Source organism: Pseudomonas sp. HN8-3, assembly GCF_020790195.1.
GTDB classification, from domain to species: domain Bacteria; phylum Pseudomonadota; class Gammaproteobacteria; order Pseudomonadales; family Pseudomonadaceae; genus Aquipseudomonas; species Aquipseudomonas synxantha_A.
In genome coordinates this window covers 1,415,504-1,436,921 of the sequence record NZ_CP086206.1, presented here as the reverse complement: position 1 = coordinate 1,436,921, position 21,418 = coordinate 1,415,504, and the positions used below count along the sequence as shown (strand labels likewise).

Genomic DNA, 21,418 nt, shown 5'->3' with positions numbered 1-21,418 from the left:
TTTCGCCCTTATGTGGTTTTCTTGATCCAGGCGGAACCGCCCGAACGCTGAATGGTTGCAGTGGTGGTCACTACGGTGTTTGCAGCGAACGAGAACGGGAAGTCCGACACATAACCTTCAAACACGAACCAGGTCCGCGTTGCCGGCAGTTCGAAATCATCGCCGTCAGTTTCAAGCGTTGGCAGCGCCGTACCATCAGACCAGCCCACCGCCCACTTGATACTGGTATCGCCGTCAGCCTCGGAAAGCTGGTGCAGGCGAATATGGCTGGCGTTGTTGGGATCAGCATTCAAGCCCAAGGAAGCCTGGCCAGGGGTGCGCAAGCCCTTCTTGTAGCTGCGCTCCTTGGCGCTCAGGCACGTATCTTCAATCTGGTCAGCCGGCGCACCGCCTGGGTCAAAGCTGGTGGCACACTCCACCTCCATGACGGTATAGGGGCCGGTGCCGGACAGCGGTGGAACGAGGGCAAAGACCTGCGTGCCCTGGGTGAGAATGGACATAGGTGACTCCTGCGGACAAAAAATACCCGCACATGGCGGGCTTGGGTTTGGGGCTTGGTTATCGGCGGACAATCCAGTCCACGTCGAAGCTGTATCGATACAGGCCTGTCTCCGCGTCCTTGGTTTCACCGTTGTAGCTGGTAATAGTTGCGCTCAGTTCGACCGCATATTCAATGGCGTGCCCAGCGGACCGAGCTGCGGCGGCGGTGGCTCCGTAAACATCCACCTGAAGGCCGTAGGCCTCTGCATCAGGACGCCCAGCCAAGAAGCTTTCCGGCGAGCCGTTGACCACCTGCCATACGCAATACGTTCCCGCAGGCGTGTCAGGCGCCATTCCGAACAAATAGAGCCGCGTCGGGTTGGTGCCCAGCAGCGCCGTGACGCCAGGGTCAGCAGCAGCAACTTGAAAGATTGGCGGATACTTCATTGCGATGCCTTTTTGGATGCACGCTTTAGGGCGCGGTCGATGGCTTTTTCGTACTCGCTGACGAAGGTTTCGGTAGCGGCGTTGATGTTGTCAGCGAGCGCGCTCCGCATGAACGGCGTGGCCTGCATCTTTTCCGTTCCGAATTCCAGTAGCCGCCAATGGGGTGTGGGGCCATCTGCTGAAAGATCCGGCCGCTCACCTCGCTTGGCCAGCACCGCGCCCTTCATTACCCCGACGCGAAAGCCGAGGTTTCCGGTCTGCTTAAAGAGACGGCCATTCCAGCGTAGAGCGATGTTTTTGGCGATGGACCTTCCGGTCGCCGAATCGTCCAACTTCTCGGCGCCCTCCTTGGCCTTATCAGCAACTAGCTGGGCCGCGCGCCGAAGAGCAGACCGTCCGCCTTTGCGCTTTAGGTCATACGTGACGGCCGCGAGCTTTCCCAGAAGCGAATCCAGCCCCTTGATATCGAACTCCACTCCGTCAGCCATCGTTCACACCCTCGCTGCAGGGCATCGTCAGATAGTCAAGCCCGCTATCAGTATCCGGCAGCACGCCCTGAATATCGTAGATCTTGCCTCTATGAAGTATGCGCATTGTGCCGTCCACGCCGGTGCGGTAGCGAATCACCACCCGGGCGGTGACTTTGTTCTGCGGCGCCGAAGCGGCTACAAACTGCGTTACAGAAACTGGGTCAACATCCGAAGGAACGCTCACCCAGGCGTCGACCCATGTCTTCACCATTTCGCCTGTGACCGGATCTTGCACAAAGCTGGGCCGCTGGATGGTAATTCGATGCCGCAACTTGCCGGCGCGCATTACACACCCATCCGGATGCGGTAAGGCATCAGCAACGCCTTGCTGGTCAGCGGAAGCTCAGTAGCAATAGTGCCCGTCACCACCTCCTCCCTGTTCGCAAATAGGTGGCCGAGCTTGAGCAGGCAAGCCGCCTCAATGCCCTTGTTGATGACAATCCCGTACTCGTCCATGTCGATTGCTTCGAAGGCATCCGCCAGGGCCTGGCGAGCACGTTCACGCAGCCTGCACCGGTCTTCTGAGTTTTCAGGGTCATCGGCTACAACCAGCGCAGCGCGGTAAATGGCGCGCGCCGCTTGGGTTCGCTGAAGAGTGGTGGACTTCGCAAGGTCCACAGCGGCCTGATCGGCAAAGAACCGGCGCTGAAGGAACTGCTGAGCAGCCTCTTCGGCGCCGTCCAATTGCGACTGCACCAGGTCCTGGTCCTCAGGTTCCGCGAGCAGGTGCTTCATGGCCAGTTCGATGTCGATCACGCTCATGCTCAGTCAGCCTTTTTCTTTTCGGTGGTCTTCGCCTTGGTACCAGGCTTGGGATCCGCAACCACACTGGTTGAGGTCATGGGCGTTGGTTCGGCTTCAGAGTCAGTCAAATCCACAACCGCAGCATCCTTGCCGTCATCTGGTTCGGCATAACCTTTCTGAAGCAACTGCCGCCCGTGTTGTTCGCCGGTTAAAAACGAGGTGCCTTCGACCAGAGTTTTACCGCCGAGGTACAGCGGTTTGAGGGTCTTCAATTTCATGTCGGCCTCCGAAGGGCCGCCAATCGGGCGGCCCCGCTACATCAAGGGGTTGGAGTGGCAAAGGTGCCGTAGATGAACGCTTCCGGACGCTTGACCGCCAGCGCAAGACGCTCTTCGCAACGGATCGAGATCATGTTCTTCTCGAAGTCGTCGGCGTTCTCGGTGGAGATCACAACATTAGCGTCCTCGCGATCAAAGATCTGTGCGCCAGTCTGGAATGCACCGGTCAGGAACTTGCCCAGGAATGCCGCCAGTTCGGTTGCAACAACTGGCAGGCCCCACAAAGTGGGACCTGCGAGGCTCAGCGGGTTGCCGATGATGTAGCGACCGAGGGTGTCCTTGGTCAGCTCGATCTTCGCCCAATCGGTGAAGTGGAGCACATGTCCGCTGGCCGGCAAGCGGGCCAGTTGCGACTGCAGCATAGCCAGGCGCAGCTGGTCGATCTGGGTCATAGCGTCAGGCTCGAATGCTGCCGAATAAGCTTCTGCTTGCGGCACGATGCCGTGCAGGTGCACACCAGTGCCGTCGCCGAACAAGATCTCCGACTCTTCGGCGTACTTCAGGCCGTAGCGCATTTCTGCGTCGATGGTCGATTGCAGCTGGGCGAAGTCATCCAGGATCTGCTTCGAAGCCTTGAACATGTGCGCGATAGTGGTAACCGGCGTGATCTTGGTGTTGAACTGGATATCGCTGTACGGCTTGGCGGTGTTTTCAGCAACCACCCGGGCCGCGTTGGTGAAGCCGGTTTGCTGCACCCAGAAAATTGCCGGCGAGGTAGTGCGGCCAGGTGCGATCAAGTCACGAATGAACAGGCGCTGCTTCGGCATAACGTCGATGCCAGGCAGGCGTTGGGGCTCTACTACGCCTTCAGCGACACCAGTGCTGAGCAGCGCAGCATTTACCGGAACGCTGACGCGGCGGTTGCCTTGGATACTTTTGGCGAACTCAGCCAGGGCCTCGCTCTTGATGACGGTGCCGCCCAGAGTCTCGCGCTGAGAAGCGGCGGCCTGGGTGGGAATGCGGGCGAACTCCTGTTCCAGCTCGCCGAGTTGAGCTTTCAGCTGCTTCTCGGCTTCGGTCAGGGTGTTGAATTTCAGAGCCATCTCATCGACGGCAGCTTTGGTTTCAGCAGACAAAGTGCCTGCCTTTTTTGCTTCGCCGAGCGCGGCTTCTGCTTTCGCGCTGAAATCGCTGGAAGCCTTTTCGAGCTCGGCGCTCATTTTGGCAAGCAACTGGGATTGGTCGGACATGGTGTCGTTTCCTTAATTGGTAGCGGCTGCCGAGAACCGAGCGAGTGCTCGTTCCAGTTCGGCGATTGGTTCGGCCAGATTGGCCAGGTTGTCGGCAGCGTCTTGCGTACCGGGCTCGGCAGCGCAAGGCGTGCCGGACTGGATTTCTTGAATGAGTGACCGTCGCTCGCTACGGGGCATGCCCTGCTTGGCGAGGATCAGATCCAGCTTTCGGGCGGCGATCAGGCCAACTTGTGCCTTGGTGCCTTCTTTGATGGAGTCGGACTCTAGAAGCGAATCAGCGAAGCCTTGCTCAACAGCAGCAGAGCCTCCGATCCAAGTTTCCGCGTCCATCAGCTTCTGCATCGCCTTCAGATCACGGCCGGTGCGGACGGAGTAAATATCGCCCATGGCAGCATCGAAGGGCTCCATCATATCCGCGACTTCACGGAACTGATGGCGGTTGCCGGCGGCGATAGTCCAGCCGTTGTGGATCATCAGAAAACCAGACCGCGCTACCTGAAGGTCATCAGCGGCCATGGCGATAATTGATGCTGCCGAGGCTGCCAGGCCGAGAACCTTCACCGTCACGTGACCCTTGTACTCTCGGAGGATGTTGTAGATCGCCAACCCCTCGAACATGTCCCCACCTGGCGAGTTCATGTTCACGGTGACATCAGCGCCATCCATGCTGCGTAGGGCGGCTGAAATACGCTTGGCGGTAACACCCTCCCCCGACCATGGATCGAAGCCGATCGCGTCGAGCATGGATATGGTGTTCTTGGCGTCCGCGTCAGCAGCCTGGATAGTTGAATTCCAGCGCTCCATTGCCTGAGGCATCAGGTCGAATGAAACACCCGCGCAAGGGCGCCCCGCCGGCGCTGCCGGAAGGCTACGAATTGTCATGGGTTATTCTCCAGAGCTGCCGGGGGATCGGCTTATTTCATTCGGTTGAAGCCACGCAGACAGGGCAGCGCGAACCTTTTCGCCGCTATCACTGCCTTGGCCGAGCTGCTCTATGGGCAGCAGGTTCGATTGCACGGTGTACACATCACCGCCGGGTATCGGTGGGAGGTTCTCCAAGCGGCGGACCTCATTACGGCTCATCCAACCGTTTTGAAGGCAAATATTGTAGTAGCTCGCCCGGCCTTGACTGTCGGCGCGCAGCAGCCCCTCAACAGCGAACTCTGCGAAGTAACGGTCGTCGCGCTCCAAAAGGCAGCGGCCAATCTCCTGTTCAATATTTTCCAGCAGCGGCCTGAGGCAGTTGGTAAGGAACTGCAGGTTTTGCCCTTCAACGCTCGACGCCCAGCTGCTCTGCTTGTCCATGTGCCCGACCATGAAGGGTGGCACTCGGAACCAGCGGCAGACTTCTTCGATGCCATACGCTCGCGACTCAAGCATCTGAGCCGCTTCAGGGTTCATGGTGATGCCCTGATACTTAAGACCGGCCTCAGCAACCATGATTTTGCCGGCGTTCTTCGAGCCCATAAATGCCTGAAGACTGGCTCTCAGTTGCTCGCGCTGCTCAGGCTTGAGCGCTGTGTCGCTGCTCAATATCCCTGACGCCTGCATGCCCTGGGCGAAAACCTTGGCAGCTGCCTCTTCGGCTGAAATCGCAGCACCCATGATCTCTTTGCCCGTGGATACCGGCAGCATGCCGCAAACACCATCCAAGCCGAAGCCGCGGATGTGCATCAGGTCATCTTCGGCGATAACCCTGGGCCTTCCGTCCTGCGTGTATTTGTATTCCAGGCGACCGCTATCCAAGCGCTTGACGGTCATGAGCTGCGGGAGCAGAGGGTTTAGCGCAATCACACGACTACCTACACGCTTCTTCTCGACAAAGGCATTCCCCCGCAAGCAGATGCTTGCCACGATCATCAGCATGAATCGCCCCGGGGTCATTTCTGCGTTAGGGCGCTTGGTGAGGATTTCGTAAAGCGGGTGGTTTGTTGCAGCTACACGGCCACCATCTGCACCGCGCTCGTAAAGCCTGAGAGGCAATGTCGACACGGTTTCGGATAGCAATCGGACACACGACCAAACTGCCGAAAGCTGAAGCGCTTTGTCCACGGTAACGACTTGACCACTGGCAGACGTACCAAACCACTCCTGCCAAAATGCCTTGTCATTTAGGCCGACTGGCACGCCAAGCCAGCTTTGCAGGGCCGACCTGACCCGTCCAGGCTTCTTTTCGCGCGCCATTAAATGCCTACCATAATTGGATTTTCGTAGAAGCCACTCGGATCAGGCTCGCCCGCATTGGCCAGAACCCGACCTATGGCCATGATCAGCGCAACGGCGCCGTCGATCTTGTTGTCATCGCCCTGCTTAATGGGCCGCACGACGTCATCGTTGCCCGGCAGGTTCTTGCCGATTACGTTGCCGACGCACCAGGTCATGATCGGATTACCGTCGTGATGGAACCTGCCCGCTTCTATCGCGGCTTCCAGCTCTTTCATCGGGTCCGACATGTTGGTGTAGTTCTGCGTGATTGTGATCGGCTCAAAGCCCTGATCATCAAGGTCATGACTTAGGCCTGTAGCGCCATGAGGATCAATCGGACACTCGCGCACCGGGGCTTGGTGGTTCGCCTCCTTGGTGTCCTCGAGGATCTCGCGGTAGTCGACCTCCGCACCGTCGGTCACATCCAGATGCTTGGAGTGAATCCAGGCCTGGAAGCGCTCAGCCATACGTTTGTTGTCCGTGTTGAAGGCTGTGTCATAGGGAACCCAGAACTTCGGCGCAATGCTGTAGTAGTGGTTCTTCCCATCAATGACGCGCCAGAACAACCTGGCCCTCGAGTTCATATCGAGCTTGCGCGCCAAGTCGAAACCGGCAATCCACTCCTGCCCCTCAAACTGCTCCAGGGTCAGCGACGTATCTTCGCAAGCCTTCCAGCTTTCCATGTTGTAGAAGCCAGACTTGGCACTCACCCAGAGGTTTAGGTGCTTCGTTTTGAAGGTGTTGGCAAAGCGGGCTGAACGAATGGCGCGGGCCTGCTGACTCTCCAGGTACTCCTGAAACACCGAGACTCCGCGGTTCGGGTTGGCCTTGGCCAGCATCTTCGGGTCGGTCCAGTCGTCCCCTTCGTCCAGCGTCCAGATCCAGCCGAACAACTCTTCGTCCGGAACAGTGCCGGCCAGCATCTCGACGACCTGGCGGCGCTTGTCGTAGCACGGGCCTTCAATGTCGGCGCCGGCGGTGGTGATGATGAACATCAGCGGCTGACGTCGGGCGCCCATCCCTGTGAGCATGGTGTCGTACTGGGCCGACGTTGGATGCTCGTGGTACTCATCGACGATGGCGCAGCTTGGCGATGCACCATCGCCCGGGTTACCGATCAGTGGCTCGAAGCGGCTGAAGTCGGACGGGATGTTCATGTTCGAGGCATTCACCTCGATGCCGGCGGCCTGAATAAGCATCGGTGACTTGCTGACCATGAGCTTCGCCGGCCGGAAAACCTCCCAGGCCTGTTTCTCAGTCGTCGCGCCGGCGTACACCTCGGCGCCGAACTCACCATCAGCAACGAACATGCTGATACCTACGCCGCCGGCGACAACCGATTTTCCGTTCTTCCGGGGCACTTCCCAGTAGCTTTCACGAAATCGACGGTGGCCGCCCTTCTTCTTGACCCAGCCGAATGTCACGGCCAGGCCAAAAAGCTGCCAAGGCTCCAGGGTAATCAATTGACGCTTGAATGCCCACTCACCCTTGGTGTGCGGGAGCAGCTGCATCAGCTTGAGTTTCTTTTCTGCCTTGGCTGGGTCGAACTTGTAACGGAACCCGCGCTTACGGCTGGCGGCCAAGTCGTCGAAGTGTCGCTGCACTGCCTGGTGGATATAACGGCACGCCGGGACCTTACCGCGGAGCAATGACCGACCCCACGCCGTCGCCTTGTCGACATTGGGGTGGGCAGATTTGGTCATCAGGTTCTCAGCAGGTTGGCAAATTCGTTGGTTTCTTTCTCCTTGTTGCCGCCGATCAGCCGTGTGCGGCTGGCCGGGTCCAAGCCCAGCATCGAACCGAACGTAACCATCTGGCGCATCGTTTCATTGGCGGCGGTAAGTGCGGGGTTCTTCATCGGCCCGCCGGTCGCGCCGGTAACGACGATGCCATGCTGCTGGATGGACTCTTGGGCCAGCCGCCAGTTGTCGTAGGCGCTACAGAAGGCCTCGACGTTGTGCAGGTCCGTGATAGCCACCACGTTCTCGCGCAGCAGCTCTGGGACAATCATGTTCCACATGGTGGCGGCCCGAGGGGTGAACCACTCGGGCGGATCGATCTGGGTGATCTTGGAAAACTGCGGCTCGGCTGTGTTCAGCGCGCGCTTGCCAGGGTTTCCGGCGAGCGCTTTTTTGGCCGTTGGTTTGGGTTTGCGACCACGGCCGGCGACCGTGGCGGTGCCTCCCATCGCGCAACTCCTGAATTTTTAATTTCGCGGGTGTAAAAAAACGATTGAGGGCGCGGTCTAGAAGCGAAAAGGCCCAGACTTTTGACCCTCCCCCTCCCTTTCGGCGAGAATCATTCTCATTTGATCGTTTTTCACTGATTTTTGGTCGATTTTCTGTTTTCAGCGCCGAGAATTGCCGAAACCACCATCCTCGGAGGCCGTTTTGCTGGAGTGGCACGGGCCGCAGAGGCTTTGCCAGTTGCCCCGATCCCAGAACAGGGTCATGTCACCTTTATGCGGGATGATGTGATCAACATCCGTCGCCGCGACCACCTTGCCTGCCTGCTCGCAGCATCTGCACAGCGGATGCTTGGCCAGCCAACCAGCCCGGGCCTGCTGCCACTTATAGTTGTAGTGGCGCTTGGTGCTGCTCTCTCGGGGCTTGGCCCAGGTCGAGCTCTTGAGTAGGTGAGCGTGATCATCACAGTACCGAGCGTTACGGGTCAGGGTGTTGCAGCCCTGGGCATTGCAAGGCTTCTGCGGTCTCAGCGGCACGGGGTTCCATCCATGTAGGTGGAAGGCGGCGCGTCATGATCTTCACCCTGATCCTCGGCCAGGGCCTGGATCAACAGGCCTTGCTGTCTCTCCATCCGCTCAAGGATCGCTGTCTGCTTCTTCTGCTCGCTCAGTAGCTCGCTGGCACTAGGCTGAAGCTGGGCAGTGAAGCCGCCATCGAGTACAAGCAACTGCACACCCAGGCGGTCAGCCAATGGGGCCAGGTTGTCCGCCATCTTCTGGCGTTGCTCCAAGGTCAGCCGAGACGGGGCCGTCACTATCAGAAGCTCGCCCGCGCTCGGATTCATCTTCTGGATTTGATCTGAATAATTTAACTGCTCGCTCATGTGCCAGCCTCGTCATCTTGTTGAACCATTCGCGCCTGGCGGCGCATCCACTGCAAGCCATCACTGACCTACCCGATTGAGCGCTTCATCTGCCTTGTCTGCTGCCTGGGCGGCAGTGGTTGCAGCCTTTGTGGCCTTGTCGGCAGCGGTGCCAGTCTTACGGGTCAGCTCTTCCAGACGCCTGTCACGCTCTTCCATTGCCGTGTCGTAGGCCTTTCGGATATCAGTGATCTGATTGCTCTGCTTATCGGCGAGTGCCCAGTAAGCAGCCTGGTAGCCAAGGACAGCACCACCACCTACCAGCAGCAAGGCAATAGCCCAGACCTCAGTCCGCCTCCACCAACGCCGTGCGATGAACTCCAATGCGCATCTGTCCATTACGCGATACCTCCGAGCTTGGTGCGCAGGCGGGTGATCTCTTCACTCTGCAGGGTGACGCGCTCGGTGAGTTGCCCGACCTGACTGGTCAGGGCTTCGATCTTGCCTTCCATCCTGCCAACGGCTGCGGCCAGATCGTTCCGCTCTTTCGCGAATTGATCAGCACGGGACTCGGCTTCTTTGCGGGCGGCGCGTTCTTGGTTGAGTAGCTCATTGAGCCGACGCAGGGTGCCGATATCGGCGTTGTCCATCGCGCGATCGGTTGCATCCTTCGACAAGAACTTGCGAAGCCAGAGCAAGCCACCAAGCACGACAGTGGCACTACCGCCCAGCCAGGTAGCTGTGCCCGGGCCGAGGTCAGTAGGATCCATCCGATACTCCAGAAACGAAAAAGCCCCGCACAGTGGCGGGGCTCAGAATTTTTGGTCGTCTCTCATAACGCGCAAGATCGACATGATGGGGTTAATTTACGGCCAGTCGGCCAACAGGTCAAGCGGCATCAACAAAGATTTGCTCTCTGTCGAATATCTCGGTCGCATGGATCACAGCCTGCTCTTCGAGCTTCTCCAAACGCTTGTGGATTCCGCCTCGCCAGTTGCGGCGCGTGCGCTCCGGCGAGCCGGCCAGATCCCAAGTATTCATGTCGTAGAACTCGGCGGGCAACACGATCATGTCGGTGGAGCGCTTGCCAACCTGCACGCCCTTGAGCTTCGGGATGGCCCATGCCGTCAAAGCCTTATAGATGAACAGTCGAGGCGCCGGTGACACCATACGAGCCACCAGCCTGCCGATGGCTCCGACCTTGTTGGCCTTGTGTGTTGAGTACTTGGCAACCAGAACATCCCACTGGGCCGGTTCGAGTTGACGGTGCAGCAACGCATATAGGCAGCAGTCGTAATCGAACTTGTCCCGGACCGACAGCGTGCTACCCGTGCCGCCCTGGCGCAGATCGGCGTCAATCAGCTTCTGCCATGATTGCTTGGTGCTGTTGTCGATGTTGTCTGCTGCCAGCACCCGCACCAGGGTGCCCATCACGTCCTTATACATAGCCATGGCTCAATCCCCTGTGAAGTTGGTGGCACCAGGGCCACGGCGGTTGTTCTCGTTGTATTGCGCTTCAGCACCGGAAGGCTTGAAGCAGTTGAGTTGCGCGATCTGGTGCTCGGCGGCCTGGAGCCGAATGCTCAGCTGCGTTACCAGCACCTCCAGCGGCAGTGCCTCGCCGGTTTCAGCGGTGACCCAGCCCGAGGCGTTGCACTGCACGCAGGCCAACTCATGGAATACGCCGGTGATCACTGCCTTGCCACGGCATGCCGGGCACTTTGCCAGGTCGAGTTGGGCGGCGCGGAATGCTGGGCCGTGGGACTTCTTCATTTGGCCTCCAGCATCCGAGACCGAAGATCAGAGAGTTCTGCCTCAAGTTGGGCACAGCGGGCATGGGCTCGATGTGTCTCCTCCATATGTCCGCGACTCATTGTCACTAAGGCCAGAAACGCAATGGGCGTGGCAGCCTCATAAAAGTCGATCAGCGCGCCTTGAGCAGAGTACATCGAACACCTGTCGCCAATGATTTCAGTGACATCGCAACCGCCCTCTTTCGCGACCTTGGCCAGCCTGACCAGCTCTGGAAGCGGGGTAAAACGTACCTGATTCGCCATTTTTAAACCTCGCCTATGGTTTGTCGTTGATTTGGCTGGAGACCACGCAAACCGTAGCCTCTGCCGGAATATGGGAAACTTCGTATAATGGCTCTGCAATGGTGTGGATCGCACCAAACCCGCGCCCGTCTAACCATTCGTGCCACTTCTCCAGCGCCTCTCGCTTGCCTGCCTCTACCCACGTGTGGATGTATGCCTGCACGTTGTGACCCATCGCGTGGTTCAGCAGCAGCTCACCAATAAGGAAGTCCACACCCAGATCCACCCAGCCTGTTCTGGCAACCTTGCGCAGGTCATGGCTTGTCCACTCGCCTCCTGCCAATCGGGTAAACACGGCACATGCCTGGCTGTCGGTCAGTGGCTTGCCACCACGGGAAGGGAATAGGTACTTGCCCTGGTAACCAGTCTCCGCCTGAGCCGCGTGATATCGCTTCAGCAACGCACATACCTGAGGGGTAAGAGGAAGGGTCAACTGGCACCTGGTCTTGGTGTGCTCCGCCGGGATATGCCACTGGCGCTCTTCGAAACTGAAGTCCGACCATTCAGCCATCCGCGTCTCTCCGGCGCGTGAGCCATGGCACAGCATCATCAACGCCAACATTGCGTCAGCCGGAGCCGAGTTGAACTTGATCGCCAGACCGGTCAGTACCTCCTCCACCTGGACGTCACGCAGACGCGCCGCCTTGGGCTTGATTTTTGTTTTGGAGAAATCGCTGAACCGGATCGCATTCATTGGGTTCGTCTGGATCAGCCCGAGACGCGCCGCCTGGCGAAACGCCAACACCAGCAGCCGAAAGATCAGGCGCAAGTATTCAAGAGAAAGCTCAGCCTGCAGGGGCCACATCAATCGCTGGTCGATCTCGGACTTGTTCACGCCGGACAGCAGGAGGTCGCCAAGGCGCGGGCGAAGATGCTTGCTCATTACCGATCGCGCAGTGGTTTTGCGCTTGGAGGACAGGTTACGGTCACGGCCCATGCGATCGTCGAACCATTCAAGCAGCTGACCGACCGTCGCCCACGTGCCTATCGCCGTGCCTGCCTCAGGCTCGGTGATCAAGCGAGCACGCACCGCCGGCAGGGCCGCTAGCATTTGTTTAGTGTTCAGGTCGGGGAAATTCGCGATCTTTTTCCACGCGCTACCCACGACCAGGTACCAAGACCCTTTGGTGCGGTCCTTCTTGTAGCGAAACCTGAACGCAGGTTGGCGGGCGTCCCGAAGGTCGCGCACCTCGCTGGCCGCATGGCGGCGAATCTCGGCATCAGAGAGAGTCACGGTTAATGTCTTGGGTTGAGTCATGCGGCAGCCCTGGTTTGAGGTTGAAGGAGGTAGGCCCTGATTGCCTCAATGGCGTCGAAGTGCCCGCGACAGACGATGGCCAGGTAACCCTGATCCGTCAGCGCCTGAAGGTAAGCGTCCTGGGCCGGGGAAACAGCGGCGTCGTGCGGTGCCGTGGCCTTGAATTCGATGTACAGGCCGAAATAACCGCCGCGGGCCATCGGCAGCACCAGGTCTGGAACGCCAGCCTTCACGCCCTGCTCTTTCAGCTTGACCGCCACCAGCTTGTGGCGGTGCCCACCGTTCGGGACGTGGTAGATCAGCTTCGCGGCTACCGGGTAGCGCAGGCTTATTTCCTTGATCAGGGCGGCCTGTTCCAGGCCCTCCCGGTCGATGGACTTGGCGCGCACTGGCTTCGCGATGAACGGCTTCAAAGTTTCACCTTCCCTTCACGGATCAGGATGTCCTGGGTACGCATGACGCCCTCGGCCAAGTAGAGGCGGACCTCATCACGGCTCAACTGCACCGGTGCGCGCAGGCGGCCGTCGGCGATGTCGTGGCAGTAGCCGCAGGCCCAGGCGGCCTGGAAGTCGTTCGGCTTCATGCCCATACCGCATGTACCGCTCAGGCGGTAGTGCGCCAGGACCGTGGTGGAGGGCTCGCAGGAGCAGCCCGGGAAACGGACCTGGCAATCGCGATCACGCGCGGCGTTGGTGAGCTTGCTCATCGCGCCTCCCGATACCAAATCTTGCCAGCAACTCCTGGCGAGCGGCCGGGCCATCAGTTGTGATCCCCATTCGCGCGACCTGAGCAGATGCAACTCGCTCGGTGAGCTCCGAAGCCAGCTCGGCGGCCGACTTGTTGCCGTCATAACCAATGCCCACGGCGATTTCTTCAAGCGGAAGCCCCTGCACCAAGCGGCGAATTGTTATGTCGTAAGCCCGGTCAAACACCTTGCTGGCCTTCTCCGGGATCAATTCGCCGAGGTTATGCAGTTCGCACTGCAAAGCAGCGTGACGGACCGCCGGGTGAGACCAGGTGCGCGCACCAAAACGGCTTGGGTGGGAGTTTTCGAGCGCCTCACGGAACGCCTTGTCGTGGGAAGGAATGCCCAGCATCTCGGGTGTCGGCTGGCACCACTTGATGAACTTGCCGACGCTTGGCGCGAAGTCTCCGCCGATCTGCCGGCAGTTCTGCAGGCCGTACCTGATCTGCTCAAGAGTCGTGATCCCTGCAACGATGAACGCCTTGATCCAGCTGCGCTTGGCGGCATTCAGCGATTCAGCATCAGGCCAAGCCTGTTTCCAGGCCGGGAAAATCGCCTGCAATTCTTTGAACAGCGCGTTCACGACGTCGGCGGTACCCGGCGGCAACTGCTTCGGCTGAACCAGCGTTACCGGCGGAAGATTGCCCATAGTGCTGAGCAGCTGTTCGGTGCTGCGTGGCTTCTTGATTTCCATCACATATCCCCCAGATCGTTCGCCCAGCTGGTGTCATCGAAGTCAGGAGCCTTGCCCTGCCCCGAAGCTTTCACGCGTTCGCGCTTGACCCACTGAACCAGCCGGTAGCACCAGCCGGCGGAGGTGTCGATGGTTGCTGGCTTGGCGACGAAGAACCCCATGAACGCCCGGATCGCCGCATCGGGAACCGCATCGGCAGGCAGCCCGGCGATTGCAATCTGATCCGACAGCGCTTTCTCTTTCGGAGCCCAGGTAGCGAACATGGCGAAGCGTTGGCGGTCGTCTTGCGATTCGAGGGCTGCCCGGTCTTGGTCGGCTACAGCGGAATCGATCTCGCGCTGCTGCAGCTGCTCTTCGGTTACTTGATGGTTAAGTGATGTATTGGGTGCAGCTGCTGCACCCCGTTCTGTTCCAGGCTGCACCCCGTTCTGTTGTGGGTTGCACCCCGTTGCGTCATCTGCACCCCGTTTTGTACGGGGTGCAGGATTTGCACCCCGCGATATCTGAAGGTCGTAAACGACTGGGCGGCGGTCATGACGATCGATATGCACAGCCGCGATAGCCTGATTGCCCTTCTGGATCAGCCCGGACTTCTCCAGATCGTCCAGCTTGTAACGTACGGTACGCTCGGATAGTCCTGTGTCTTGGGCCAGGGTGGAAGCAGATGGAAAGGCGCCGGCACCGTTGGAGCCGGCATAGTTGGCCAGGCACAGCAGCACATGCCGAGCGCTGGAGTCTTTGAGGGTTTGAACGGGCAAAGAGAGCGCCCATGACATTGCTTGAACGCTCACAGCGAAGCTCCGATATTCTTTTCAGCCAAATAGGCCAGGCCTTTGGGTGTCACAAGAGGTTGGAAGGCTGCACGATCCTCGCCGGTCTCGGGGTCGCTCTTCAGCGCCGTGACCTTGTGGACCAGATAGCCGGAGGTGATGCGCGGCTGGTAGGCGGTCCAACGTTTGGAACCACCACGGTGGAAGATCCACCGGTTCTTCTCCAGCCACAGGAACAGCCGGGACGGAGGAACCTGAAGTTGTTTGGCGGCATCGCTAATGCAGATCGCGCCGCAGGCCGATGCCAGGCGCTTGATGGCAGCGACCTTCGGTGCCTGATCCAGAATAACCAGTCGAAGAGATTGGTTTTCCTTGGCTTGGTCGGCGGCCGCCTGAAGTGCCTCTGCGTAGGTCTCCGGAATTTGGAACTGATCCGCCCTCGCCTCCAGCTCCTGCCAGCGATCAATGATCCGCGCGCGCAGTTCGACGTTGTAGCCGGAGACCACCACCAGAGTGTCGCGCTGGGAAAGCAGGAACTCCCGATAGACCTGACCGTTCTGCGGGTGGATATAGGGGGTGTCGTTTGAAGAAACGACACCCTTTGCAACCAAGGCCCGGACGGTTTTAAGCACGTTGTCGTGCGTGCTGCCGGTCAGCTCGGCGATTTCGCGCGAAGACATCGTGTGTCGAGACACTTTTTGTTCATGCCGAAAAAGTGTCGCGACATGGGGGGTATTGCCTGGAGCGGTATTGGTGTTCATAATGGCCCCACAAGTTTTATTGCTGTTGAAAGGACCGCCCTGCCAGGCGGTTTTTTTATGTCTGCGATTTGGTCACTGTATGAATTAACAGCTGATCCAGAATCTCTATTCGCCCTATCCGCTTCAGCGGAAAATGGCCACATCGAACGCTTAAGCGGACTGTTTCATTGGCTGGGCTGGGTCATCGTCTCGCTTGGCAACCAGTGCACCGTCGGACTCCTTTTCAAGAACGCACTGCATCGGGTACGAAAATCCACCTGCTGCGCGGCACTGGGAGACGCGGCTACCGCTAACGCGGAGCGCGTCACCGATGGCGCGACCGGTGCGGAAATATTTCAGGGCTTCGTCAAAGGTCATGGGGTGCGTCTCCGTTGTCTCTGGCGAGTTTAGAGTTCTTAACAACACAAGGCAAGTTATCTAAACAGTGAAATGTTTAGAATCCTAAATATGGACTTTAAAGACCGCGTGACCTCACGCATGAAGGCGCTCAATCTCAGCGCCACCGACATCAGCAAACTGACTGGCGTATCGAAGGCGACGGTCAGTTTCTGGGTGAGCGGGACGAATGGCGCGAAGGGCAAAAACCTTTTGGCGCTGGCAAAGGCTTTGGATTGCTCGCCTGACTGGTTGTCCGACGGCGTCGGTACACCGGATCAGGCATTTACCGATGACACCAAGGCCGGCATGTCCACGGTTGAGTTGATGGCTAAAATGCTCGCGTCGAGGGCTGGAAAGAATCTTTCAGAAAAAGCTCGGGAGACGATGCTCGCGGCAGCGGAGCAAGCAGATAGCCCAGTCGAGCACGGCGGGAGTTACGTCCCTAGTCATCTAGCTAGCCTTCGACCAACCAATGAAGAAATTGTCATTCCTCAATACGATATCCGAGCCGCTATGGGGCACGGCCAGGTACCACCCGACTACACCGAGGTCGTACGAAACCTGGTGGTGCGAGAGGAAATTCTGCGCGAGAAAGGGGTCACTTACACCTCCGCGTCATCGCTAGGCATGATTAACGGATGGGGCCAAAGCATGGAAGGAACCATCAACGACAAAGACTTGGTGATAGTCGACAAGGGCGTAAAGGATTTCATCGGTGAGGGGATATACGTTCTCACTTGGCATGGAGAACTGTACATCAAACGTGTAATGCGCCTGGATGAAGAGTGCTATCGGCTGATATCCGACAACAAACACTATGAAAACCAAACGGCTCGAATTGACGACGTAACAATCCACGCTAAGGTGCTCTTGATCTGGAATGCCCGAAAGGCATGACCAAAAGCCCGCCACCTAGCGGGCTTTTTTATGCTGCTCAGAAAGGCGCAGGCTCTTCAACCGAATCTAACTCATCGTGATTCTGGACCCGAGGGTCTTCGTCAGCCGCAGCTTCCCAGCTCAAAGTGACCGACTCATCTTCGTCGTTGAAAGTCATCTCAATACCGTCTACGTCGGCCAGCACGCCCATAACCTCCTCCCACTCACGCTCTCCATCGCTATCAAGCCTATGGATGGTTGCCCACTTTCGTTCCTGAGCGATGGGGTTGTTGATCATGCTGGAAACTCTGAGCGTCAGGCGCTCAACTCCTGACATGGGCGCTTGCTGTTGAATTTTCTTCTGCGGGCTCGCCATGGGCTGCTCCTTAATTGCTGTATATCCATACAGGACTGAGAGCAGACTATCCGAACTTCTCTAGTCGCGTAAGTCTTGACGTGCAAACCGTTCGAGCGTACCTCATCGTCACGATAGTTAAGATATCTAAAATAACTGTTGACGAATTCTGTTTAGTTTTCTAAATTAACTCCATCGCCGGATAACAACCGGCCAGATGGAAGGCAGCGATGAACCGGCCTCAACGGTTCAGAGGGTTGGCAACTGACCCGGGTGTGCAGCGTAAAGCGCCAAAACAGTTATCCAGCGGGATAAACCGCGGCTGGAGGAACAGCTTGAATGAGCCGGCGACTGACGCCAGTAGCGGGAAGCCGGCAAGCGACACCAGAAGATTTCACGTCAGCGCCTGTATCGGGCGCTTTCGGAAACCAACCGGGAGTCACATTGATGGAAGCAACAATCGTCAGCGGCGCATGGAAGGGTCATCTCGGACGCGGCCTGGCGCCAAAGGAAGTTCAGTACCTGCTCGGCACTGCCCAGGGCAAGACAGCAAAAGAGATTGCACGCCAGTTCGACGTAGCCGCGTGCACCGTGGCCAAGCGTCTCTCCTGCGCCATGTTCAAGCTCGGCGTTACCCGGCAGACAGCCGCTGTGGCCGAGGCTATGCGACGTCAGATCATCTCGCCGATGTGCTTCACCTTGGCGGCCTTGATCGCCATTCACGCAATGATCGGTGATGACGCCATGCGGCGTGATCGCCGGGCACCCGAGCGCCGAACCGCCCAGGTTCGAGTGCTTCGTCAGGCGGAACGGCCAAGCCTCACCGCATAAACCAAAGCATCACTTGTGCACCTTGGCGACAGGGTGCAGCGGGATGTAACCCAACCCAGAGGAATCACCATGTTAGGCAAATTGTTCGGCAAGAAATCCGGCCAGGCCCGCGCAGCAGTCGCCAAGCTGGCTAACCGCGACCTGATGGAGGCGGTGGTGTACGGCTCGATCTACGTTGCGGCCGCCGACGGCGAGCTGGAAGAGAGCGAACTGTCGAAGATTGAAACCATCCTCAGCAATAACCCGGCGCTCCAGGGCTTCGGCGCCGAGCTCTCCAACACGATCGACCGCGCCAAGACCGACTTCAAGTCGGGGGCTCGCATCCTGCGCCAGAACGCTGAGAAAGAACTGGGCGACCTGGCCCACTCCCCAGCCGAAGCGCTGACCGTCCTCAACGTCATGTTGACGGTGGCCGAGGCCGACGGCGAGATCGAACCCGCCGAGCTGACTGCCCTGGAGCGCAGCGCCAAGCTGCTCGGCCTGAACCTGAAAGACCACCTGTAACCATGCTGGGCAGACTCAGCAATAAAGTGCGCTCGCTGGCAGCCTACGGGCTAGCCGGCGGCGTCGTCTTCGTCGACTCGGCAAGCCGCATCCTCTCAATGGTTGGCGACCTGATCCTGGTTGCACTTCTGCTGATAGTTCTGATGGCTGGCAAGGAGAAAAACTGTGACAACAAAAAGTAGCTCATCCAGCACCAGCGGCGGCGTAGGTCTTCTCGGCCTGCTGGGCATCCTATTCGTTGGACTCAAACTCACGGGTTACATCGATTGGTCGTGGTGGTACGTGACCATGCCCTTCTGGGGTGCTTTTGCGGTGTTACTGGTCATCGGCGCGCTTTGCCTAATTGGCTGGCTAGTGACCAGGCTTTTGAGCGCGAAGCGGTAGGCATCACTTCTGCCCATTCACTGAGTGGGCAGCGGGATGCGGACGACCAATACCGCTATGCGGCCACCTGCATCAAACACCCACTGGAGAACACCATGCTCCTACTAATCCTGATCGGTGCCACGCTGAGTTTCGAGAGGCCAGAACCTCGAGTGCTTTCAAGCGTGCCAGGCGATCAAGTGCGCCACCACCGCGAGGCCTGGCGATGTACCACCGGGGTCGCGGCGTTCTGGCGCTAACGGTCCCGCCCAAAACTCAAACTACTGCATCCGAGAATGGCCCGAACGTCCAACGGGCCTTTCTTTTGCGCGCGCCTTTATCCGTCAGCACCCTCCCCTGGGCCCACCGGCACATACCAGGCGGTCAGGGTGCTGACGAATAAACGCAACCACAACCAAGGAGTCGGCATGAACCCAGCCATCCAACAAAGCCAAGCCGTTCTGCAGGCCCTGCGGGAACGTGTTTCGCTTTCCACTTCGGAGATGTACATGAAGATCGGTCGCGAACAGCCAGTGAAGGTGCCGCGCTTCAACGTGGTGCCGCTCGGCAAGAACCTGTTCGATGTGGTGGAGCGCTCCACAGGCGTTTCCCGCGGTGCACGTACCGGCCACGACGGTGCTTGCCAGTACGCCGATCAGCTCGAGCGCAACGCTGACTTTTTCAGCGCAGTCACGGCCACGTCGAAGCGCTTCGGATGGCGAATGGCGCGCTGGACGGCCGGCTTCTCGGCGCTGCTGGTGTTGTTCGCCTATTACGGTGCGCAGCCATGATCGGCGAACCAATGCCCGACCCGCGGCGCTCGATCATCGACGAGCTGAACCAGCAGCTGGACGCCTTCTTCGGTTCAGGCAAGACAGCTCAGGTCATCCCGAACGGTGTTGGCGTCGATGGTCCTTTCAACGGCACCACGGCACACCACGAACGCCTGCGCAAAGAACGCGACAAGCTCGCACCTTCCGTACGCGCCGAAGCAGCAAAGGGCGTCGTGGCCAGCGTGGCAGCGAAGAACCTGGGTATGCACATCAAGCGCGTGACGCTGATCGCCCAGGAGAACGGCTTCAAGTTCGCCGACACCCCATGAGGCGGATCAACAACCAGGTGCGACAACGCCTTCGCCAATCGCAATTCAGCCTACCACCCAGCGGCCTCTTGGCCATCCCGGAGAAACAGCCATGCCCACAGCAACCGATACAGCCGAGTTTCTGGAAGAACTCAACGGCGGCGCATTCGCCAGCCAAATCGGCCACGCCCTTTCCGAAGTAGCTGCGGGGGTTGTTGACCACGGCAAAGCAGGGAAGCTGGTCATCACCCTGGACATCAGCCAGATCGGCCAATCAAGCCAAGTGAAGATCAAACATAAACTCGCCTACAAAATTCCCACCAAGTACGGGGAGATGAACGAGAACACCAGCCTTGAAACGCCAATGCACGTCGGCACCGGCGGGCGCGTGACCCTCTTTGCTGAAAAGCACGACCAGCTCTTCACTCGCGAAGACGCGCCGATCCCAAAGCGCACTTGACTCTCCCCGCCACACCACCCCTCCGCAATCCAAGGAATTAAGCGATGTCACTTACCAAAGATGCAATTCAGCTGATCACCGATACGGCGCTGGAAGCCAACGGCAAGAAGCTGGAAACACTGGTTCCTACCGTGGTGCTGCCGGAAAGCTCGCGGGTCATTGACTTGGAGAAATTCCAGGCCGGCCGTAGCCGCTTCCGTGGAACCTACAGCACCCATTCGCTGGCAGACTTCAGCACCTACGTGGTGGAACGCGCAGAACCAGGCGCGCGCGGCTTCATCGACCAAGACGCAATGAGCTGTGTCCTGCTGTTCAACCTGGGCAGCACTGGCGAACCCGGCCACGCCGATGACCGCGCCGTCCTCAAGCTGAAGCCAACCGCCGGCTACACTGCCGCCCAGCATATCGGCGGGCGCGGCATCAGCCAGAAAGACCTCAGCGACTGGATCGAAGATTGGCACCAGTACCTCACCCCAGTAGACGAGGCAGGCAACGCTATCCCGGTGGCCAAGGCCATTGCCGCCGTGCGCACGATCACCATCAAGGCGTCGAGCGAATCGGAAACCACCGTGGGCGAGACCAGCGCCAGCCGCAGCGCCATGGATCAAATCGAGGCGCGCAGCAAGGAAACCCTGCCGGTGTCCCTACAGTTCAGCACAATCCCGTTCGAAGGTCTGACCGAGCAAGTCATCACGCTGCGCCTGTCTGTCATCACCAGTGGCGCAGTGCCCGTGCTTAAACTTCGCTGGGTTGGCGAAGAGGTCCAACGCGAAGACATCGCGCAGGAGTTTAAATCCGTGCTGCAGGAAAAAATCGGCGAGGCCGCCGTCTTGTCGCTTGGGGCGTTCGATCCAAAATAAAAAACAAAGGCCGGGAGACCGGCCTTTCTACTTTCTGCATAGATACAGCTCAACGTCGCGTATTCAGTGCCCAGCGACGGGCTTCAGCCATCGCCACCTCCGAAGCCTGCTCATCAGTCTCGTCGGAAATATCGTGAATTTGCTCGGTGATCAACTTCCCGTCTTCGCGATAGACGCCAATGAACATGAGGCCTATCAGGCCGTTGTGAGTTCTACGCAAGCGGATCTCTGAAAAACAGCCGTTCTCATGGCCGTACTCAATGAGCTTATCACCCTGCCGTGGCGCCCATTGCTCAAACGCGGTTGACCGCTGAATCATAATTTTCTCTCCTTGATCCGGCTCCATGCCGGTCACCCGTAATACCCCATATTAACGAATCACGCCAGCCGGCGAGGATCCC

Annotated in this window: 36 protein-coding genes; 9 read left to right on the top strand and 27 right to left on the bottom strand. The window is 58.7% G+C overall.

Annotation, left to right across the window (positions count from 1 at the left end; genetic code table 11):
* Window positions 1–8: 8 nt before the first annotated feature.
* From LJX92_RS06435 to LJX92_RS06315, 25 genes are all read right to left on the bottom strand, one after another.
* The gene (locus LJX92_RS06435; protein WP_034127816.1) at window positions 9–500 is read right to left on the bottom strand and encodes a phage tail tube protein; all 492 of its coding nucleotides are present in this window, start codon (window positions 498–500) and stop codon (window positions 9–11) included.
* A gap of 58 nt (window positions 501–558) precedes the next feature.
* Window positions 559–927, bottom strand: coding sequence for a tail completion protein gp17 (gene gp17, locus LJX92_RS06430; protein WP_228309458.1), 369 nt, complete (start codon window positions 925–927; stop codon window positions 559–561).
* Entirely contained in the window at window positions 924–1,415 is a 492-nt protein-coding gene (locus tag LJX92_RS06425; RefSeq protein ID WP_228309457.1) for an HK97-gp10 family putative phage morphogenesis protein, read from the bottom strand. The genes gp17 and LJX92_RS06425 overlap by 4 nt, the downstream gene beginning before the upstream one ends.
* Entirely contained in the window at window positions 1,408–1,743 is a 336-nt protein-coding gene (locus tag LJX92_RS06420) for a phage head closure protein (protein WP_228309456.1), read from the bottom strand. Before LJX92_RS06420 ends, LJX92_RS06425 begins: the two co-directional genes overlap by 8 nt.
* Complete coding sequence (locus tag LJX92_RS06415; RefSeq protein WP_198834352.1) at window positions 1,743–2,219, bottom strand: head-tail connector protein; 477 nt, start codon at window positions 2,217–2,219, stop codon at window positions 1,743–1,745. The genes LJX92_RS06420 and LJX92_RS06415 overlap by 1 nt, the downstream gene beginning before the upstream one ends.
* 2 nt (window positions 2,220–2,221) lie before the next feature.
* On the bottom strand, window positions 2,222–2,479 hold the full coding sequence (locus LJX92_RS06410; RefSeq protein WP_228309455.1) for a hypothetical protein: 258 nt from the start codon (window positions 2,477–2,479) through the stop codon (window positions 2,222–2,224).
* Between the two features lie 41 nt (window positions 2,480–2,520).
* Window positions 2,521–3,729, bottom strand: a complete 1,209-nt coding sequence (locus LJX92_RS06405) for a phage major capsid protein (RefSeq protein ID WP_200600211.1) — start codon at window positions 3,727–3,729, stop codon at window positions 2,521–2,523.
* A 12-nt stretch (window positions 3,730–3,741) separates the two neighbouring features.
* Window positions 3,742–4,614: a head maturation protease, ClpP-related gene (locus LJX92_RS06400; protein WP_228309454.1), complete on the bottom strand. Its 873-nt coding sequence runs from the start codon at window positions 4,612–4,614 to the stop codon at window positions 3,742–3,744.
* Between the two features lie 3 nt (window positions 4,615–4,617).
* The gene (locus LJX92_RS06395; protein WP_200600213.1) at window positions 4,618–5,916 is read right to left on the bottom strand and encodes a phage portal protein; all 1,299 of its coding nucleotides are present in this window, start codon (window positions 5,914–5,916) and stop codon (window positions 4,618–4,620) included.
* On the bottom strand, window positions 5,916–7,640 hold the full coding sequence (locus tag LJX92_RS06390) for a terminase large subunit (RefSeq protein WP_228309453.1): 1,725 nt from the start codon (window positions 7,638–7,640) through the stop codon (window positions 5,916–5,918). Before LJX92_RS06390 ends, LJX92_RS06395 begins: the two co-directional genes overlap by 1 nt.
* Complete coding sequence (locus LJX92_RS06385) at window positions 7,640–8,125, bottom strand: phage terminase small subunit P27 family (protein WP_032903595.1); 486 nt, start codon at window positions 8,123–8,125, stop codon at window positions 7,640–7,642. The genes LJX92_RS06390 and LJX92_RS06385 overlap by 1 nt, the downstream gene beginning before the upstream one ends.
* A 159-nt stretch (window positions 8,126–8,284) precedes the next feature.
* On the bottom strand, window positions 8,285–8,659 hold the full coding sequence (locus LJX92_RS06380) for an HNH endonuclease signature motif containing protein (RefSeq protein ID WP_228309452.1): 375 nt from the start codon (window positions 8,657–8,659) through the stop codon (window positions 8,285–8,287).
* Entirely contained in the window at window positions 8,650–9,006 is a 357-nt protein-coding gene (locus LJX92_RS06375; protein WP_228309451.1) for a hypothetical protein, read from the bottom strand. Before LJX92_RS06375 ends, LJX92_RS06380 begins: the two co-directional genes overlap by 10 nt.
* A 60-nt stretch (window positions 9,007–9,066) precedes the next feature.
* Entirely contained in the window at window positions 9,067–9,384 is a 318-nt protein-coding gene (locus LJX92_RS06370; RefSeq protein WP_228309450.1) for a hypothetical protein, read from the bottom strand.
* Entirely contained in the window at window positions 9,384–9,755 is a 372-nt protein-coding gene (locus LJX92_RS06365; protein ID WP_068966468.1) for a chemotaxis protein, read from the bottom strand. The genes LJX92_RS06370 and LJX92_RS06365 overlap by 1 nt, the downstream gene beginning before the upstream one ends.
* A gap of 118 nt (window positions 9,756–9,873) precedes the next feature.
* Window positions 9,874–10,437: a hypothetical protein gene (locus LJX92_RS06360; RefSeq protein ID WP_228309449.1), complete on the bottom strand. Its 564-nt coding sequence runs from the start codon at window positions 10,435–10,437 to the stop codon at window positions 9,874–9,876.
* Window positions 10,438–10,440: 3 nt separating this feature from the next.
* The gene (locus LJX92_RS06355; RefSeq protein ID WP_228309448.1) at window positions 10,441–10,758 is read right to left on the bottom strand and encodes a hypothetical protein; all 318 of its coding nucleotides are present in this window, start codon (window positions 10,756–10,758) and stop codon (window positions 10,441–10,443) included.
* On the bottom strand, window positions 10,755–11,042 hold the full coding sequence (locus LJX92_RS06350; protein ID WP_228309447.1) for a hypothetical protein: 288 nt from the start codon (window positions 11,040–11,042) through the stop codon (window positions 10,755–10,757). Before LJX92_RS06350 ends, LJX92_RS06355 begins: the two co-directional genes overlap by 4 nt.
* A gap of 13 nt (window positions 11,043–11,055) precedes the next feature.
* The gene (locus LJX92_RS06345) at window positions 11,056–12,339 is read right to left on the bottom strand and encodes a tyrosine-type recombinase/integrase (RefSeq protein ID WP_228309446.1); all 1,284 of its coding nucleotides are present in this window, start codon (window positions 12,337–12,339) and stop codon (window positions 11,056–11,058) included.
* Complete coding sequence (locus tag LJX92_RS06340; protein WP_228309445.1) at window positions 12,336–12,752, bottom strand: VRR-NUC domain-containing protein; 417 nt, start codon at window positions 12,750–12,752, stop codon at window positions 12,336–12,338. Before LJX92_RS06340 ends, LJX92_RS06345 begins: the two co-directional genes overlap by 4 nt.
* Entirely contained in the window at window positions 12,749–13,045 is a 297-nt protein-coding gene (locus tag LJX92_RS06335; RefSeq protein WP_228309444.1) for a DUF1364 domain-containing protein, read from the bottom strand. The genes LJX92_RS06340 and LJX92_RS06335 overlap by 4 nt, the downstream gene beginning before the upstream one ends.
* Window positions 13,017–13,778 (bottom strand): replication protein P, encoded by a 762-nt coding sequence (locus tag LJX92_RS06330; protein ID WP_228309443.1) that lies wholly within the window; start codon window positions 13,776–13,778, stop codon window positions 13,017–13,019. Before LJX92_RS06330 ends, LJX92_RS06335 begins: the two co-directional genes overlap by 29 nt.
* Complete coding sequence (locus LJX92_RS06325; protein ID WP_228309896.1) at window positions 13,778–14,554, bottom strand: helix-turn-helix domain-containing protein; 777 nt, start codon at window positions 14,552–14,554, stop codon at window positions 13,778–13,780. Before LJX92_RS06325 ends, LJX92_RS06330 begins: the two co-directional genes overlap by 1 nt.
* Before the next feature lie 11 nt (window positions 14,555–14,565).
* Window positions 14,566–15,309, bottom strand: a complete 744-nt coding sequence (locus tag LJX92_RS06320; protein WP_228309442.1) for a phage antirepressor KilAC domain-containing protein — start codon at window positions 15,307–15,309, stop codon at window positions 14,566–14,568.
* 150 nt (window positions 15,310–15,459) lie between these two features.
* Window positions 15,460–15,666: a hypothetical protein gene (locus tag LJX92_RS06315; protein WP_032903584.1), complete on the bottom strand. Its 207-nt coding sequence runs from the start codon at window positions 15,664–15,666 to the stop codon at window positions 15,460–15,462.
* A gap of 90 nt (window positions 15,667–15,756) precedes the next feature.
* Here LJX92_RS06315 and LJX92_RS06310 point away from each other — a divergent pair, with 90 nt between their 5' ends.
* Window positions 15,757–16,584, top strand: coding sequence for a S24 family peptidase (locus LJX92_RS06310; RefSeq protein WP_228309441.1), 828 nt, complete (start codon window positions 15,757–15,759; stop codon window positions 16,582–16,584).
* A gap of 37 nt (window positions 16,585–16,621) precedes the next feature.
* On the opposite strand, the gene LJX92_RS06305 is transcribed toward LJX92_RS06310, so the two are convergent.
* The gene (locus LJX92_RS06305) at window positions 16,622–16,939 is read right to left on the bottom strand and encodes a DUF1654 domain-containing protein (RefSeq protein ID WP_228309440.1); all 318 of its coding nucleotides are present in this window, start codon (window positions 16,937–16,939) and stop codon (window positions 16,622–16,624) included.
* Window positions 16,940–17,365: 426 nt separating this feature from the next.
* Between LJX92_RS06305 and LJX92_RS06300 the strand changes: the two genes are divergently transcribed.
* From LJX92_RS06300 to LJX92_RS06265, 8 genes are all read left to right on the top strand, one after another.
* A complete protein-coding gene (locus tag LJX92_RS06300) occupies window positions 17,366–17,749 on the top strand; it encodes a LuxR C-terminal-related transcriptional regulator (protein ID WP_200657518.1) in 384 nt (127 codons plus the stop codon).
* A gap of 69 nt (window positions 17,750–17,818) precedes the next feature.
* Window positions 17,819–18,253 carry a tellurite resistance TerB family protein gene (locus tag LJX92_RS06295; protein WP_153871642.1) on the top strand — a complete coding sequence of 145 codons (435 nt, stop codon included), beginning with the start codon at window positions 17,819–17,821 and terminating at the stop codon, window positions 18,251–18,253.
* Between the two features lie 2 nt (window positions 18,254–18,255).
* Window positions 18,256–18,435 (top strand): hypothetical protein, encoded by a 180-nt coding sequence (locus LJX92_RS06290; protein WP_200657519.1) that lies wholly within the window; start codon window positions 18,256–18,258, stop codon window positions 18,433–18,435.
* 297 nt (window positions 18,436–18,732) lie between these two features.
* Window positions 18,733–18,876, top strand: a complete 144-nt coding sequence (locus LJX92_RS06285) for a hypothetical protein (RefSeq protein WP_228309439.1) — start codon at window positions 18,733–18,735, stop codon at window positions 18,874–18,876.
* 168 nt (window positions 18,877–19,044) lie between these two features.
* A complete protein-coding gene (locus LJX92_RS06280) occupies window positions 19,045–19,407 on the top strand; it encodes a hypothetical protein (protein ID WP_228309438.1) in 363 nt (120 codons plus the stop codon).
* Window positions 19,404–19,718, top strand: a complete 315-nt coding sequence (locus LJX92_RS06275) for a hypothetical protein (RefSeq protein ID WP_047711389.1) — start codon at window positions 19,404–19,406, stop codon at window positions 19,716–19,718. Before LJX92_RS06280 ends, LJX92_RS06275 begins: the two co-directional genes overlap by 4 nt.
* A gap of 91 nt (window positions 19,719–19,809) precedes the next feature.
* Complete coding sequence (locus LJX92_RS06270) at window positions 19,810–20,157, top strand: hypothetical protein (RefSeq protein ID WP_169901831.1); 348 nt, start codon at window positions 19,810–19,812, stop codon at window positions 20,155–20,157.
* A 44-nt stretch (window positions 20,158–20,201) separates the two neighbouring features.
* Window positions 20,202–21,017, top strand: a complete 816-nt coding sequence (locus LJX92_RS06265) for a YfdQ family protein (RefSeq protein WP_228309437.1) — start codon at window positions 20,202–20,204, stop codon at window positions 21,015–21,017.
* Window positions 21,018–21,066: 49 nt separating this feature from the next.
* On the opposite strand, the gene LJX92_RS06260 is transcribed toward LJX92_RS06265, so the two are convergent.
* Window positions 21,067–21,363: a hypothetical protein gene (locus LJX92_RS06260; protein ID WP_228309436.1), complete on the bottom strand. Its 297-nt coding sequence runs from the start codon at window positions 21,361–21,363 to the stop codon at window positions 21,067–21,069.
* Window positions 21,364–21,418: the final 55 nt, after the last annotated feature.

Coding starts and splice junctions, on each gene's coding strand:
- LJX92_RS06265 (WP_228309437.1), top strand. CDS start 20,202: ATGTCACTTACCAAAGATGCAATTCAGCTGATCACCGATACGGCGCTG.
- LJX92_RS06320 (WP_228309442.1), bottom strand. CDS start 15,309: ATGAACACCAATACCGCTCCAGGCAATACCCCCCATGTCGCGACACTT.
- LJX92_RS06415 (WP_198834352.1), bottom strand. CDS start 2,219: ATGAGCGTGATCGACATCGAACTGGCCATGAAGCACCTGCTCGCGGAA.
- LJX92_RS06280 (WP_228309438.1), top strand. CDS start 19,045: ATGAACCCAGCCATCCAACAAAGCCAAGCCGTTCTGCAGGCCCTGCGG.
- LJX92_RS06325 (WP_228309896.1), bottom strand. CDS start 14,554: ATGTCATGGGCGCTCTCTTTGCCCGTTCAAACCCTCAAAGACTCCAGC.
- LJX92_RS06310 (WP_228309441.1), top strand. CDS start 15,757: ATGGACTTTAAAGACCGCGTGACCTCACGCATGAAGGCGCTCAATCTC.
- LJX92_RS06390 (WP_228309453.1), bottom strand. CDS start 7,640: ATGACCAAATCTGCCCACCCCAATGTCGACAAGGCGACGGCGTGGGGT.
- LJX92_RS06400 (WP_228309454.1), bottom strand. CDS start 4,614: ATGACAATTCGTAGCCTTCCGGCAGCGCCGGCGGGGCGCCCTTGCGCG.
- LJX92_RS06405 (WP_200600211.1), bottom strand. CDS start 3,729: ATGTCCGACCAATCCCAGTTGCTTGCCAAAATGAGCGCCGAGCTCGAA.
- LJX92_RS06370 (WP_228309450.1), bottom strand. CDS start 9,384: ATGGACAGATGCGCATTGGAGTTCATCGCACGGCGTTGGTGGAGGCGG.
- LJX92_RS06270 (WP_169901831.1), top strand. CDS start 19,810: ATGCCCACAGCAACCGATACAGCCGAGTTTCTGGAAGAACTCAACGGC.
- LJX92_RS06360 (WP_228309449.1), bottom strand. CDS start 10,437: ATGGCTATGTATAAGGACGTGATGGGCACCCTGGTGCGGGTGCTGGCA.
- LJX92_RS06260 (WP_228309436.1), bottom strand. CDS start 21,363: ATGGAGCCGGATCAAGGAGAGAAAATTATGATTCAGCGGTCAACCGCG.
- LJX92_RS06425 (WP_228309457.1), bottom strand. CDS start 1,415: ATGGCTGACGGAGTGGAGTTCGATATCAAGGGGCTGGATTCGCTTCTG.
- LJX92_RS06330 (WP_228309443.1), bottom strand. CDS start 13,778: ATGGAAATCAAGAAGCCACGCAGCACCGAACAGCTGCTCAGCACTATG.
- LJX92_RS06410 (WP_228309455.1), bottom strand. CDS start 2,479: ATGAAATTGAAGACCCTCAAACCGCTGTACCTCGGCGGTAAAACTCTG.
- LJX92_RS06365 (WP_068966468.1), bottom strand. CDS start 9,755: ATGGATCCTACTGACCTCGGCCCGGGCACAGCTACCTGGCTGGGCGGT.
- LJX92_RS06285 (WP_228309439.1), top strand. CDS start 18,733: ATGCTCCTACTAATCCTGATCGGTGCCACGCTGAGTTTCGAGAGGCCA.
- LJX92_RS06300 (WP_200657518.1), top strand. CDS start 17,366: ATGGAAGCAACAATCGTCAGCGGCGCATGGAAGGGTCATCTCGGACGC.
- LJX92_RS06385 (WP_032903595.1), bottom strand. CDS start 8,125: ATGGGAGGCACCGCCACGGTCGCCGGCCGTGGTCGCAAACCCAAACCA.
- LJX92_RS06435 (WP_034127816.1), bottom strand. CDS start 500: ATGTCCATTCTCACCCAGGGCACGCAGGTCTTTGCCCTCGTTCCACCG.
- LJX92_RS06295 (WP_153871642.1), top strand. CDS start 17,819: ATGTTAGGCAAATTGTTCGGCAAGAAATCCGGCCAGGCCCGCGCAGCA.
- LJX92_RS06350 (WP_228309447.1), bottom strand. CDS start 11,042: ATGGCGAATCAGGTACGTTTTACCCCGCTTCCAGAGCTGGTCAGGCTG.
- LJX92_RS06395 (WP_200600213.1), bottom strand. CDS start 5,916: ATGGCGCGCGAAAAGAAGCCTGGACGGGTCAGGTCGGCCCTGCAAAGC.
- LJX92_RS06355 (WP_228309448.1), bottom strand. CDS start 10,758: ATGAAGAAGTCCCACGGCCCAGCATTCCGCGCCGCCCAACTCGACCTG.
- LJX92_RS06290 (WP_200657519.1), top strand. CDS start 18,256: ATGCTGGGCAGACTCAGCAATAAAGTGCGCTCGCTGGCAGCCTACGGG.
- LJX92_RS06315 (WP_032903584.1), bottom strand. CDS start 15,666: ATGACCTTTGACGAAGCCCTGAAATATTTCCGCACCGGTCGCGCCATC.
- LJX92_RS06335 (WP_228309444.1), bottom strand. CDS start 13,045: ATGAGCAAGCTCACCAACGCCGCGCGTGATCGCGATTGCCAGGTCCGT.
- LJX92_RS06375 (WP_228309451.1), bottom strand. CDS start 9,006: ATGAGCGAGCAGTTAAATTATTCAGATCAAATCCAGAAGATGAATCCG.
- gp17 (WP_228309458.1), bottom strand. CDS start 927: ATGAAGTATCCGCCAATCTTTCAAGTTGCTGCTGCTGACCCTGGCGTC.
- LJX92_RS06345 (WP_228309446.1), bottom strand. CDS start 12,339: ATGACTCAACCCAAGACATTAACCGTGACTCTCTCTGATGCCGAGATT.
- LJX92_RS06305 (WP_228309440.1), bottom strand. CDS start 16,939: ATGGCGAGCCCGCAGAAGAAAATTCAACAGCAAGCGCCCATGTCAGGA.
- LJX92_RS06420 (WP_228309456.1), bottom strand. CDS start 1,743: ATGCGCGCCGGCAAGTTGCGGCATCGAATTACCATCCAGCGGCCCAGC.
- LJX92_RS06275 (WP_047711389.1), top strand. CDS start 19,404: ATGATCGGCGAACCAATGCCCGACCCGCGGCGCTCGATCATCGACGAG.